The sequence below is a fragment of the Leptospira gomenensis genome (assembly GCF_004770155.1).
GTDB lineage: Bacteria > Spirochaetota > Leptospiria > Leptospirales > Leptospiraceae > Leptospira > Leptospira gomenensis.
In genome coordinates this window covers 105866-119578 of sequence record NZ_RQFA01000028.1, presented here as the reverse complement: position 1 = coordinate 119578, position 13713 = coordinate 105866, and the positions used below count along the sequence as shown (strand labels likewise).

Annotated in this window: 12 protein-coding genes; 5 read left to right on the top strand and 7 right to left on the bottom strand. The window is 45.5% G+C overall.

Going from position 1 to position 13713, the window contains the following annotated elements; all coding sequences use genetic code 11:
- Positions 1 to 6: 6 nt before the first annotated feature.
- The 4 genes from EHQ17_RS06310 to EHQ17_RS06295 all read left to right on the top strand — a co-directional run bounded on the left by EHQ17_RS06310 (position 7) and on the right by EHQ17_RS06295 (position 5376).
- Positions 7 to 2166 carry a cAMP/cGMP-dependent 3',5'-cyclic-AMP/GMP phosphodiesterase gene (locus EHQ17_RS06310; protein WP_135592530.1) on the top strand — a complete coding sequence of 720 codons (2160 nt, stop codon included), beginning with the start codon at positions 7 to 9 and terminating at the stop codon, positions 2164 to 2166.
- 17 nt (positions 2167 to 2183) lie between these two features.
- A complete protein-coding gene (locus tag EHQ17_RS06305; RefSeq protein WP_135592528.1) occupies positions 2184 to 3314 on the top strand; it encodes an acyl-CoA dehydrogenase family protein in 1131 nt (376 codons plus the stop codon).
- A 42-nt stretch (positions 3315 to 3356) separates the two neighbouring features.
- Positions 3357 to 4511, top strand: a complete 1155-nt coding sequence (locus tag EHQ17_RS06300) for an Lsa36 family surface (lipo)protein (protein ID WP_135592526.1) — start codon at positions 3357 to 3359, stop codon at positions 4509 to 4511.
- Positions 4512 to 4764: 253 nt separating this feature from the next.
- Positions 4765 to 5376 carry a hypothetical protein gene (locus EHQ17_RS06295; protein ID WP_135592524.1) on the top strand — a complete coding sequence of 204 codons (612 nt, stop codon included), beginning with the start codon at positions 4765 to 4767 and terminating at the stop codon, positions 5374 to 5376.
- Positions 5377 to 5521: 145 nt separating this feature from the next.
- Here EHQ17_RS06295 and EHQ17_RS06290 read toward each other — a convergent pair whose 3' ends face one another.
- The 7 genes from EHQ17_RS06290 to EHQ17_RS06260 all read right to left on the bottom strand — a co-directional run bounded on the left by EHQ17_RS06290 (position 5522) and on the right by EHQ17_RS06260 (position 12834).
- On the bottom strand, positions 5522 to 6829 hold the full coding sequence (locus EHQ17_RS06290) for an MFS transporter (protein WP_135592522.1): 1308 nt from the start codon (positions 6827 to 6829) through the stop codon (positions 5522 to 5524).
- A 92-nt stretch (positions 6830 to 6921) separates the two neighbouring features.
- Positions 6922 to 7278 (bottom strand): phasin-related domain-containing protein, encoded by a 357-nt coding sequence (locus tag EHQ17_RS06285; protein WP_135592520.1) that lies wholly within the window; start codon positions 7276 to 7278, stop codon positions 6922 to 6924.
- A gap of 100 nt (positions 7279 to 7378) precedes the next feature.
- On the bottom strand, positions 7379 to 7951 hold the full coding sequence (locus tag EHQ17_RS06280) for a bifunctional nuclease family protein (RefSeq protein ID WP_100783932.1): 573 nt from the start codon (positions 7949 to 7951) through the stop codon (positions 7379 to 7381).
- Between the two features lie 62 nt (positions 7952 to 8013).
- Positions 8014 to 9885, bottom strand: coding sequence for an alpha/beta hydrolase (locus EHQ17_RS06275; protein WP_135592518.1), 1872 nt, complete (start codon positions 9883 to 9885; stop codon positions 8014 to 8016).
- 411 nt (positions 9886 to 10296) lie between these two features.
- Complete coding sequence (locus tag EHQ17_RS20380) at positions 10297 to 10635, bottom strand: DUF6968 family protein (protein ID WP_425460680.1); 339 nt, start codon at positions 10633 to 10635, stop codon at positions 10297 to 10299.
- 151 nt (positions 10636 to 10786) lie between these two features.
- Positions 10787 to 12058, bottom strand: a complete 1272-nt coding sequence (locus EHQ17_RS06265) for an ankyrin repeat domain-containing protein (protein ID WP_135592516.1) — start codon at positions 12056 to 12058, stop codon at positions 10787 to 10789.
- Between the two features lie 89 nt (positions 12059 to 12147).
- Positions 12148 to 12834 carry a Crp/Fnr family transcriptional regulator gene (locus EHQ17_RS06260; protein WP_135592514.1) on the bottom strand — a complete coding sequence of 229 codons (687 nt, stop codon included), beginning with the start codon at positions 12832 to 12834 and terminating at the stop codon, positions 12148 to 12150.
- 167 nt (positions 12835 to 13001) lie between these two features.
- On the opposite strand from EHQ17_RS06260, the gene EHQ17_RS06255 reads away from it, so the two are divergent.
- Positions 13002 to 13688 carry a c-type cytochrome gene (locus EHQ17_RS06255; RefSeq protein ID WP_135592512.1) on the top strand — a complete coding sequence of 229 codons (687 nt, stop codon included), beginning with the start codon at positions 13002 to 13004 and terminating at the stop codon, positions 13686 to 13688.
- Positions 13689 to 13713 lie beyond the last annotated feature (25 nt).

Sequence of the window (13713 nt, the reverse complement as noted above, 5' to 3'; positions counted from 1 at the left end):
CCATTTATGCTAAAAGAAACATACAAAGGTTATACGGAACTGCCGAGAGGAGGGTATCTAATCGATACCACCGAAGGATACCTTCAGATCGGCTCTCCGCCCGAAACGATCAAAGACACGATGGGGTTCGAAAAGAAGACCCCGTTGGTTTTCATTCTTCCCAATAAATTCTTTCACGTAGAAAAAGGGATCAGCACTGCGGAGCTGGAATTTCCCATCTATTATAACTTCTTTTTGCGTCAGAAAAAAACCTTCATCGTTTGTACGGAAGAACAACGGGTCCAGTTGATCACCGTTCTTAAGGAATCCTTAATGGGCCCGGAGAACATCAGCTTAAAGAGCGAATTTTTAAACGGAGAGGAATCCTTCGGCTTTCCGGATATGAAAGCGGAGATGGCGTATTTCCGCGGATACAAGGCGCTCGACGAAGTCGTTGATTTCAAGGTTTTCGACGGCGAAAATAAAGTATATTACGGAAATGTAATAATATTAAAGCTCGAGTCCGGTGATTTTCTCATCGAGGACGGGGATCGCAAGATCGAAGTTCCGGGAGAAGTCGGATTCAACATCAAATACGATATCGGCGAAAGACCGACGGAACCGTTCCAAGCTCCGATCATAGGAATCACCTGTCTCGGACCTTCGCATGGTTTCGATCCGGAGGACAACACTTCCGGTTTTATCATCTGGCTCAATCATCAGGGAATTATGGTGGACCCGCCGGTAAATTCTACGGAGTGGTTGCGTCAATCGAACGTAAATCCCAAACTCATAAACCATGTAATCTTGACGCATTGCCACGCGGATCACGACGCCGGAACCTTCCAAAAAATTCTGGAAGAAAACAAAATTACGATTCACGCGACCGAAACCGTGATGGAAAGTTTTTTACGAAAGTATTCGGCTCTTACCAAAATTCCCAAAAAGGAACTGCAGGAACTCTTCCATTTCCAACCGATCATCATCGGAAAAGCAACGATGATCAACGGAGGAGAGTTCAGCTTTCATTATGCGCTTCATTCGATTCCTTCGGTGGGATTCGAGTTTTTCTTCCAGGATCAATCGTTTATTTATACTTCGGATCATCTCAATGAACCGGAAATTCACGATAAGATGTATGCGGCGGGAATTCTTCCCGAGTCGAGATGGAAATTCTTTAAGGAGTTTCCCTGGGAACGCAGAATCATCTATCACGAAGCGGGAATTCCTCCTTTGCATACGAGGGTCAGTTACCTTGCCTCCTTGCCGGAAGAAGTTCAAGAAAAGATCACAGTGTATCATATCGCGAGAAAGGATATGCCTTCCGGAACCAAACTCAAGTTGGCGCGTTTCGGAATCGAAAACACGTTGTATCCGGAAATCACACCGCCGAAGCATATCGAGGCGTACAACCTTTTGGATGTGATGACGCAGATCGATATTTTCCACGGATTTCCGATCGAAAAGGCGAAGGAGTTCCTACTCATCGTCAACGAAGAGCGATACAAACGAGGGGATCAGATCATTCGAAAGGGAACTCCCGGAGATAAGTTTTATATCATCGCTTCGGGGAACGTGAAATTCGAAGGACTCAATCAGGATGGTTCCGCCGGCGGACCGGTCAAACGATACGGAACCTACGAGTATTTCGGAGAGGCTTCTCTCGTGTTGGATCTCCCACGCGCCGCCGACGTGTATGCGGAGACCGACGTGCTTGCGTTGACCATCGAAAAGAATAAGTTCTTACAATTTATCCGAAATTCGGATCTGAAAAATAACCTAACAAGACTCAACGAAATCCGGGATTCCAATTCCTGGAAGGCTCTCGCAGAATCCAGACATTTCCGGGGACTGACCAGTCACCAGATTACGCAGCTGGAATTGATCATGACGTTGCACAAAGTGAACGCAGGTTCAATTCTTGTGAAAGAAAAAGAATTTTACGGTGATGCGTATATCATTCGGAATGGAAAAGTAAACGTCTATCAGAACGGCAATTTGTTGGCCGAACTGTCCGACGGAGACTTCGTGGGAGAGATCTATAATATCTCTAAAAACTTTGTGTCGAATTATACATTTAGAGCCGAAGTGGATACGGAGTTATATTCCATTCGGCAAAATGATCTGATCGATTACGTAAAGAAGAATCCCGGCGTTTACATGAGAATGAACACTGTCTATTCGTAGACGTTAGGGAGATTAGAATGGAAAGAGTCCTTCAATTCACGGAAGAACACGAAGCCTTCCGCGAAATGGCGAGAAAGTTTTTCGAGACGGAAGTCGCTCCGCATCACGAAGCCTGGGAAAAAGTGGGAATCGTTCCCAAAGAAGTTTGGAAGAAAGCCGGAGCGAGCGGGCTTCTTTGTCCGAATATTCCTTCCGAATACGGCGGATCCGACGCCGATTTTCTATACAATGTAATCATAATAGAGGAATCTTCCAAAGTCGGTAACAGCGGATTTTTCATCTCTTTGCACAACGACGTAATCGCGCCGTACATTTCGTCTTACGCGGACGAAGCGCAAAAAAAACGGTGGTTGCCCGGTTGTGCGACCGGAGACAGCATTCTTGCGATCGCAATGACCGAACCGGGGGCAGGTTCCGACCTCAAAGGAATCCGGACCACCGCAGTGGAAAAGAGCGATCACTACGTGGTCAACGGACAAAAAACCTTCATTTCCAACGGACAATTGGCAAATTTAGTGATTACGGCTGTTAAACATGATAATGGCACGATGTCCCTCCTCATGGTGGAAGAGGGAATGAAGGGTTTTGAAAGGGGTAGAAGGCTCGAAAAGCTCGGTCTGAAAGCGCAGGATACTTCGGAACTTTATTACAACGACGTGATCGTTCCTAAGGAAAACCTGATCGGCAAACAAGGACAAGGTTTTCGGTATTTGATGCAGAAGTTGGCTACGGAACGTCTGGTTCTCGGATTGGCCGCCGTGGAAGCTACCGCACTCGTTCAGAAAATTACCCTTCAATACATCAAGGAAAGACACGCGTTCGGAAAAAAGATCGGTTCATTCCAGCACATCAAATTTAAGATGGCGGAAATGGCCACCGAGCTTGAAATGTGCCGTGCTTTCGCCGATAAGGTTACTCTGGAAACCATGGCCGGAAAATCGGATACCGCTCAGGCTTCAATGGTGAAGTGGTATTCCACGGAGATGCAAAAACGTCACACGGATGAATGTTTGCAGTTCTTCGGCGGTTACGGTTATATGATGGAGTATCCGATTGCCAGAGCGTATCTGGACGCGAGAATCCAGACAATATACGCGGGAACGACGGAGATCATGAAGGAGATCATAGGCAGGAGCCTCGGACTCTGAAATAAATTTCCAAGCGTTCCCGTCTGATAAAACGGGAAAAGAATGAACACCTGCCGCAACTCTCTCTTGGGAAAGATATTTCCCATTTTAATCGTATCCTTCGTCGGACTGGTTCCGGCGGGTTCCCTTTTTTCTCAGGTAACGTGTACGGGACAGGCCTGTTCCGTCATACCGAGCAATATTTATTCCCAATTCGCCGGATTGGAAAACGAGGTACGCACCAAGTATCTCAACGAAGTCGTTAAATCCATGACGGATTCTGCGGTGTTGACTACGATCAATTCCACGATGATGGGACCGGGAACGGTCAATCGGTTTCAGATCGGTGGCGGCATGGGGGTCGCCGGGATCAAAAACGAAGACATTCAAATTCAGTATGCGGGAATCAATCTTCCCAATCTTCCCAACGGAGGGGTTTCTCTCAGTCCCAATCTGATGGCGGCCGTAAACCTCGGTTGGTTGTTGATGCAGGGACAATCCGATCAAGAGGATGAAAAACGTTCCTTTTTACATCGGATCAGTTTTTACGTGCACGGATTCCAAGGAGGATTGGGGATGGGCGATTTTCGTCTGGCCGGAGATCCGGGTGAGGATTTTCGGTTTTCGAGTAAGTTCAATTCTCTCGGAGCGACGGTGCGTTTTCAACTTCTGCGGGAACGTTATACGCGTTTGGACCTGTTCGGGTTTACCGGTTTGAGTCTCGGAATCGGTTTTCATAGAAAGACGGAAGATCTTTCATTCGGTTATACTCCGAATCAATTCCCCAAGGTTTCCTTCGGACCGGCAGCCGGTCGTTGGGACGCGGATTTTACGATGGACTACCGGGCTCGTTCCGAATCCCTTCCCATAGATATCCGTACCGGGGTTCGTTTGTTTTATCTTTTTACGATTTTTGTGGGAGGCGGAATTAGCCAGAACACCGGTAGTTCCCAACTCAATCTTCTGGTTTCCGGTCCGTTCGCTTTGACCTTGGACGCCGCCGCCGCCGGACTTCCCTACGACTTTCTCAAAGGATATTCCAACACTTCCACGGGGACTCTTTCGATCCGTACCGGCGGAGAAGCAAGAGCGAAGGACACCGTGAACTACGCGATCGGCGGTGTGGAAATCAATCTGTTTATGTTTAAAATTCTGGTCGAAGGGCTTGTTTCCGAAAAATTCTATTCCGCAAACGTAGGACTTAAGTTCGCACTTTGACACGGTACGGTTTTTGCATTCCTTCCGGGTAAGGAATGCGTAAATCCGTTTTCTCGTTTCTCAGGATCTAAGTTTTTCTCGGATCGAATTCCGAAACCTTTTGTTTTCGGCTTCTTTCCTTGATTTTCCCGGAATCCAAGAACGCTCTTACGAACGGATTCCCGTTTTCCAGAGATTCTCCGAAAAACGCGGCTTCTCCGTGTTTCGGAACTTTTGCTTTAGAAATAGACACAATGCTTTCGAGGAAACCGTTATGATTCAAACGTCCGCAGAATCTTCCATTCATATCTCTTGTATTCCTAGGGACGATTCGTACGCTCTTAAGGTGAATATTTCCAACAACGAAATCGGAATCATCTACCGGGTTACGGCGGCCTTGTTCGTACACGGATGGAACATCGAGGAGGCAGTGGCGGAAACCTCTCAGGACGGTTACATCAGCGATATCTTCGTGATTCGACACTTGGACAAACTTCCGATGACGGACGAAATGTTGCAAACGATCCATTCCGATCTCAAGGAGATGTTTTTTCAGGGTGTTTCCGTTCTGAGTTATTTGGAGAAGTTTCCGGAAAAAGCGGATGATCTGAAAAACAAGGAACGGCATCCGATCGAATTATTTTTGTTCAATTCTCAGGGAAGCGATTGTACGGTTATGGATTTGAGAATGAAGGACAGACCGGGTATCATTTTCGAGGTTTCACAACTTCTGTTTTTGTACGGAATCGATATCCTTTCCTTTAAGGCGATCACGAATTCGAGCGGAGTGCGGGACACGTTTTTGCTCCGTCTTGAAAACGGAAGTAAGTTGGACGAATCCCTTCATTTCGAACGTTTGACCTCCGCCCTCAAAACCATTCTTTGAATCCTCCGCAAAATCCGGCTGGGAGAAAGAGGGGAACACGTTTTGCTCCGAGAAACCGAATCCGTAGGAACACCAACTTGCTGTAATTCAAGGTTGGAACCGTGTTCCGGCGGGTTCTAACTATATTCAAAAAATCTAAAGCGACTTAAAGAGATTCGTTGTGTGAGTGCGGTTGTTTTAATTTCCAAATCGCCGCCAAAAACAAGAAACAGATCACCCCGGATGTCAAAAAGGAAATCGCGGGACCTTTGCTGAAATAGATCAAACAAAATGCGAACGGTGCCAAACCGCGACCTAAGGAAGCGAGGCTGCGAAACATTCCGAGATTGGTTCCCTGTTCTTCCTTTCCGGAAACCAGGGAAACCAGGGTGGACAGGGATGGATGAAGTAGGGCGCTTCCCGACGCCAAAAACGTGAGCGCTATAAAAAGTTGATAGGTGTTCGAAACGAAATAGAGAAGTCCGAAACCCAAGACCAACGAAATCGAACCCGCACGGACCAGTCTGGTTTCCTTGATTTTTCCCGAAAGACGGCGAAACACGCCGCCTTGGATCAATACGATCACAAGACCTATGTAAACGAACGTAAATCCGATTTCGCTCGGAGAATAACTCAAAAACTGACTGAGATAAAAGTTGATCGAAAACTCGAATCCCGAAAACGCGAATACGAAAAGAAAGTACAATAGAGAATACGACACTACGGCCCGGTTTTCCGTAGTAAATACTCCGAATATCGGGTGTCCTTTTTTGGGAACGGGAGTTGCCGAAACGGGCCGAACCGGCAGAGTTTCCCGAAACCAAAATAAAATCATCAGAAGATTGACGAATGCGATACTCGCCGCCGCAAGCGCCGAGGCCGGAAATACGGTGAGTGTGATTCCCGGAAATAGAAGTTCTAAGGAGCTCAAATCCAACTTCGCGAACAATCCTCCCGTGGGAGGTCCCGCGATAAAACCGAGGCCGACTCCGGCGCCGATCAAACCCATTCCTTTTGCCCTATCTTTTTCGTTCGTGATATCCGCCATCGCCGCCGAGGCCACGGAAATATTTCCGCCCATCATTCCTGTGATGATTCGGGAAAAAACGAACAGCGAAAAACTTCCCGAAAAAAGCCAAACTGCATAACCGAAAAAACTTCCCAAACTCGTAAAGACTAGAATCGGTTTTCTTCCCACTCGATCCGAAATCTTCCCCCAAATCGGTGCGAACACGAATTGAAGTAGGGAATACAAACTCGCTACGATTCCTCCGAAAAGCGCCACAAACAAGGACCAATCTCCGGAGGACGTTTCCATGAGAATTCTCGTGAGATCCGTGAATTTATCGAGGACCGGATCTCCGGATTTCGCCAGAAAAATTTTAAGCGTTTCTGGAAAGATGGGAAAGATCACGGAGAACCCCATCATGTCTATAAAAACCGTAAAAAATAATACGAAGGATAATCGATTCATTTCGGAGGGGCAGTAACGGAAGGTCGGCTCGAAAACAACAGTCTTTCAAGCCTTACAGATTGTCCCGACATTTTCGTAAAGAAACGCGATTATTATTTTCTGCGCAAGAGTTGTTTCAACTCTTCGAGTGTGTTTTTCGCCGCGGCCTTAAATTGTTCCGGGATGGACGATTCGATTTCCGCGGAAAGCCGGAGGAAGTTTTCTTGGAGTTTTACCAGGAGCTGTTGTCTTTCCTCTCCGGTTTTGGAAAGAAGTTCGGTCGCGTCCTGGACCGTCTTGTTTAGAAGTTCGCGGACCTGATTGGCTCGGTCGGTTTGGTTGGCCTCTCCTTTTTCCTTGAATTCCCGGTAGACTTTCTCCAAGTCGGCGAGCGACTGTTTGAGTTTGTCCTCGCCGTTTTGGAAGAGGGCAATGCCCGCGTTTAAGATGTCCATCAATAACTTTTCCATTTCTCTTCTCCTTATTTTTTTCTAACTTAGAATGTAAAAACGGGACGCCGGGTGTCCCGATCAAAATGGAATTCCGAAACGAAACGGAAATTCTATTCGATCAGGAATTTTCGATCAATTTTTTGATCTGATCCCGGATCCTAGCGGCGCTTTCGTAGTCTTCCGTTTTGAGTGCGTTGTTCAGCGATTCCTGGAGAATTTCGAGTTGTGTTTTCGGGAGTTGCGAAATTTTTTCCCGGGCGATGGATTCTCCGGGAATTTCCTCGTCCTTCATTTCTATCCCCGCCTCTTCGATCACTTTTTTGGCGAGATAAATCGGAGCGTTGGCCCGCAACGCAAGTGCGATGGAGTCGCTGGGTCTTGCGTCCAGAATGATTACGTCCTCGTCTTTTCGCAGAGTGATTTTGGCGTAAAAGGTATTGTCTATGATTTCCTCGATCGAAATTTTGACGATGTTTACGTTTAAGGTCGTCAAAAGAACCGTCATCAAATCGTGAGTCATCGGTCTGGGAGGTTTGGTTCCGTCCAAAACGGAGGTGATGGAATGGGTTTCGAGAGGACCGATAAAAATCGGAACCACTCTGGAATCGGAATCGTCCTTGGTTTTTAAAAAAACCGCGAAACCGACGTTTGTCAGGGAAATGTCTGAAATTTTTGCTTCTACGAGATCCATTCCCTTTGGAGGCTATCTTTCCAAACCTACGGTGTCAAATGCTTTCCTACGGTAGACTCGACTCAATCCAGATTCTGAATCCAATCGTGAAACCCCGAGCACATTTCCCGAACCGTAGGCATATGAAATAAAATTCCCAAATGTCCCTGGTCGAACTTTACGATTTGATTGTTCTTGGAAGGAAGCGCTCTCAACTCCTCTTCGACGGAATCCACGGGAACGATCTTATCCAGAGTTCCCAAAACGGAATAAATCGGAAGTTGGAAATTTTTTTGAAGTTCGGTGTAATTGATCGAACCGTCGAAGGAAAAAAACGCATGGTCCTTGCTGAGTTGGGAACGGATGAATTGTAGAATTACCTTGGTCGATTCCTCGCAGAAAATATCCTCGATCAGAAAATACCATTCCGGAGGAGAAATTTGTCTGTAACCGACGAAATCGCGGAGGTTGACCACCTTGGTGCTGAGTTCGAAGGAGACGGTCCGCAAGGAAGAGTGAAGCCCCAATAGGAATTTGAAAAACTTATTCAGATCCACCGTCGGAAGCGTGGACTGAAGGGAGAATGTGGTGAGGTCGAAGATGAAGTCCGAGATCGATTTCGAAGGCAAAAGACTGAGTCCCGTTTTGATCGCGCTCATACCCGGAATGTTCGTTCCCACGGACACAAAGTTGGGAGAGGTTACGGAGATGATTCCGGAGATCGCTTCTTTCGGATCGGGCAGAGGAACCTTGTTCTGAGGATATTTGGCGACGAAGGTTTCGTACGCGGAAGCGTAGTAGCGGGGAATCATTCCGCCCATACTGTGTCCCATGACTACGATCTTTTCTTTCGGAAAACTTTCACGGATCCAGTTGAGAACCGCGGGAAAATCCTCCTGGATGAAATCGTCGATAGTCCAACCTTCCTTGATTCCGTTGTAGGGAAGTGTTTGGCGGGAACGTCCCCGCATATCCATCGAAAAAACGCGGTATCCGTATTTGAGCGCCATTTCCCGCGCGACCTTGTCCATCACGGAACGTCTACAGAAAAATCCCGGAATCATCAGAAGGATTTTACCGGTGTCGTTCGTTTTTTCGGGCTCGAAACGTTTGAGGCTCACCGAAAAACCGTTGTTAGACGGAATGATATAACTCGCGTCCAATCGATACGAACAGTTGTAAGTATGGCAATCGAAAATGATCGAAGTGACAGGGTGTTGTTGTCCTCCGGTTCGCGTGTAATAGAGGTGTTTCGCGTAGGAATTTAGGTCCGCTTTTTCTATGTTTTTTCTCGCGATATAGGGGTCCGCTTTGTTGTCCATTTCCCGAGCGATGACGAAGTCTACGACGTCGTAAAAGGAACTGAGTTGTTCGCGGACTTCTTCTCTTTGTTCGTCGGTCATTCTATCCCTGCGGATTCCCCAGATCATACCGATGGGATTTCCTTTTACGAAAAGAGGAATTCCGGCCGCGTAGTTCATCGTACCCGAAAGTAGATGTCTTAGGTTCGGGTGAATTTTTTCGTCCTTGAGACTACTGAATACCACGTCGGGACGTTTTTTCGTTTCTACGGAGATGATCGCTTCCCGGATAAAGTTTGCAGAAAGATTTTCCGAGTCTTGTATGGAAACGGGGAGGGTTCGGTTGATAAATTCTTGAATGTCTTTGAGGCCGATCCGGGTCGCGACCTCTTTCATTTTAAAGTGTGTGGAAGAAGTTACGATCTTGAGATTCTTGTCCTGAATCGCCTCGAAGACCGCGTAGTTGAACATGGGTTGGTTGTTCGTAAACGTAAGCGCGACGATCTTGTTTACGAACGAAGACCATACCTTTTCCAAAAACTTATAGGTGAAGTTGGGAATCGGAAAAATAAAAATGTCGTCAGCCGCTACGTTAAGTCCGCTTTTGCCTCTTCTTTTACGAGTCGCAGGTTTTTTTTCCAGGGTTTCAGCCATACTAAAGGCCAGGATTGTTGGTAAAAACTTCTCTGCCAACCTGGATTTAGAGGGATTTTCCCCTTTTTTAAACCGAATATTTTTCTAAAAAAGGATTCAAATAATTCCGAGTCGAATGAAAATCCGAGCCTTTGTGTATTGAGCGATTCGATGTCGTTTTAAAAAATTATTACGAAGCAGGATTTCGGAAAAACATATAAAGGATGCGGGCGTGACCATGCAACATTTCGAATTTTCCCTTGTCCGATCGATCGCAAAGAAGATTGAAATGTCGCATGGTCGCGTCTCTCCAGGCTCGCGCATTCGCGCTCGTCATCTTCGATGACGCTTCGCGCCTTCCGAACCGCTCACGCGGGGATTGTAGGGGATGAAGGAAAAATTTTGTCTTCGCATAACAATTTCGAGACGGTCTCAAACGTAAATTTGAAAAAACTCGCATGTGAGACGGAGATCTGCATTTAGGAATTCTTTCCGGACGTTTAAACGGAAACTTTTTCCTTTTTTTAGAATTGGATGTGGTGCTTTTACTTTTTCGGGATTCGTTTCAGGAGAATCGAAGAAAGGAAAGCCGAGTTGTTCCTGATTCAACCAGGTCAATTTGCCGGGGTTAGAATTTTGAAAATGAACTACTAAAATGGTTCCGATTATTTGTATGGCAAGTAGAAGCGCTTGAATCGAATCGATTCCGTGAGTTACTTTGATCTTATCCGAGCCAATTCCAGAAATTTGAAAAGGACAGTACCAATCCATTTTCGGATCGTTTGAAATTTTCGGTTATCCGATCTTTATAAGAACGGTTTGTTTTTTGCGATCTACTTTCAGAGAAAGTTTTCGTTCGGCGATAACGGTTCCTAACTTGTAAGAAGATTTTACGTTCGATTGCATAAAAATATTCGGAATCTTATTCGGAGCGAAAGAGTAAAAACGGATCTTGATCGTGTTCGCAGCCGAAGAAATACCAAAATTCAAGAGGATTAGCAGGAAATACTTCTGAAAAGACTTCGTTTAACAAGACCGCAAGAAAAACCCCGTACAGTTTTTTAACGAGTTGATATTCTTTGTCTTTGCAGGACTTAAATAATGATTCGATTCCTTCGAACGCATCCGAAAAATCGATTCCGTTTTCATCGTCTTCGAATTCGCAGTGTTCGGTTTTAAAACGAAACGAATCTTTTGAAACTTCGAATTGAGAGTATCCGCGTGCAAACGCGTAACCTCCGTAGGGCATTTGAGAATCTCCGCCCCATTCAAAAACGATCGCAGTCGTCCCTGGAAAATTCGATTCCCACTCTTGTTTTGAACTCTGTAACGATTTTAAGGTAGTGAGTTTTAGATTTTTGTAATCGATCGCAAGAAAGGTTTTTTCGATCGCGTTTCGAATTTCTTCTCCAAGCCCTGTAACTAAATCCTTTTGCTCGACCAGCAATTGTCGAACCAAGTTTTGGAGTTCGGGGTCTTGAGTAGGCGTATAATCACCCAGAAGTATTTCTTTTGTTTTTTTCTTTTCCGCAAGGTTTTCAGCGGTTTTGCCTTCTTTATTGTGAATCGATGGATCGGCGCCGAATTTGAGAAATAACGATATTAGTTTATCGTAATCTCTTAAAGCGGCTTCGTGTAATACCGTATTTCCTTTCCGGTTTTGCAGGTTGATCTTTGCGCCTTGCTCTAACAGATACCGAGCGCTCTCGATGCAATGATAATGAACCGTCCAATGTAACGGCGTTTCGCCGTGTTCGCTTTGTAAGTCTAATTCAAGTCCGTTTTGGACAAGATATTCAAGAATTGGAATGTTTTCCTGGAGTGCGGCATAATGGGTTAAGGAAATTCCCGAATTGGTTAAGGATTTCAGATCGGCTCCTTTATCTTTCAAAAGTTCGAATAATCCGAATCCTTCCTTTTGTTTCCATGGGATCTTGTAGATCGGCGTATAACCTTCGCGATTTTTTGCGTTGATATCGGCGCCGTGTTCTAAAAGTAGATCGATGATATCGATTCGATTTTCATTCACCGCGATGTGAAGGGGAGAATTACCCCATTCGTCTCTGCCTCGGAATTCTCCGGTTTTGCAGTTGGGCTCTGCGCCTTGTTCTAAATAATCTTTGATCTTTTTCAGATCGGCTTTGTATTTAGCGATTTCCTTAAGTAGGCGGGTGTTGAAAGGATTCGTATCCATGCGAAGAGGATATAAAATGAAGAATCCGTTGTCATTTCATTCGATAATTCGATTAAGAAAAAACCTCGTCCTCGGAGTGATGACGTTTTTCAAGCGGATCGATTTTTGAATATCGGAGCGGTTTCCGTCGAGGCGATTTTGTAGGAATTTTCGTTTTCCAGTAGGACGGATTCTTCCAAAAGGATCCGAAACGCGCGGCTGATGGATTCGGGAGTCGTTCCTAGCAAAGAAGCTAATTGTTGTTTGGTGATCGATAGGGAGATGAAGTTATCGGAAGCTCCCGATTCAGTCAGAAAAATGAGAATCCTTTCCTTCACCGAGTAGAGTTGATTTTCCAAAACCTTGCCGCGAAAGTAACTAACGTGTTCGATGGCGAGCGCAGAAAACGAGAAAAGCGCGTCCACGTTCTTGAGCAAAAAGGATTTGAATTCCTTCTTCGGAAAGTGAATCAATTCCCCTTCGTGTAAGGCCTCGCAAAACAGAGGATAAAAACATGGTTCCTCGGTTTGAAATAGAAGTTGCGTAGCGATGAATTCTCCGGGATAGAAGATCTTTAATATTATTTCTCTTCCCTCGGAATTCAAAGAATATACTTTAAAAATTCCGGAAACTACTTCAAAAAAACCTAAATAAGGATCTTTTGCATCGTAGACCCGATCCGTCTTCTTATATTTTTTCCGAACTCCGATGAGCGCGATTTCGTTTCTGAATTTCTTTTGAATTTCCGTCCAGTGTTTGTTTCGAATGGATCTGAGTATCGGTTTTGTTGTCCGCATTGTGTTACCCAAGTATCGGCTTTCTCGATTTCCAAGATGAGTATAGTAAAATACTATAAAGTTGATCTAGATCAAGGACAAAAAATAAATTTTTGTTATCCTACCTGCCTGCGGATTCCTTTCAAAGGAATCTCGAAGATCCATCACTTCGAAAAAAGGAATAAAACATGCTCACTAAGTTCCAGGCAAAAATATTTTTTCTACTCGGAACCGCTTTGTTTTCCGCCGTATTCTTATTTCTCACTTTCGATTCCATGAGATACGTTTATACGCACGATTCGAATCGGAACCTTTCTCCCGCCGTGGTTCGAGGAAAGGAAATCTGGGAAAAAAATAATTGCATGGGCTGTCACACGATCCTGGGAGAAGGGGCCTACTATGCTCCGGATCTTACGAAAGTATACGAACGAAGGGGAGTCGAATGGATCCGGGTGTTTTTAAAGGATCCGGAGGCGATGTATCCGGGCGAAAGAAAGATGGTGAAATACGTTTTTACGGAAACGGAGATAGAAGACGTCATCGCATTCTTAAAATGGAATGGAGACTTGGATCTGAAAGGATTTCCTCCTAAACCCGAATTTAAACAGGAGACAAAGACCGTCGATCTTCAGTCCGCGAGTATCACTCCTCCCGAAAAATTCAAACAGATCTGTACGGCATGCCACGCGGTCGGGGGCGCGGGAGGTAACGTCGGGCCAGCCCTGGACGCGGTCGGTAATAAATACGACGTCGCTTATCTTGAAAGCTGGCTTAAGGATCCTCAGAAGATCAAACCCGGAACCGCGATGCCTAAGTTGCCTCTGAGCGACTTGGAAATCAAGGATCTTACGAAGTATTTATCTCAGTTAAGATAATCGAAAAAAAGGATTCATAAGTGGA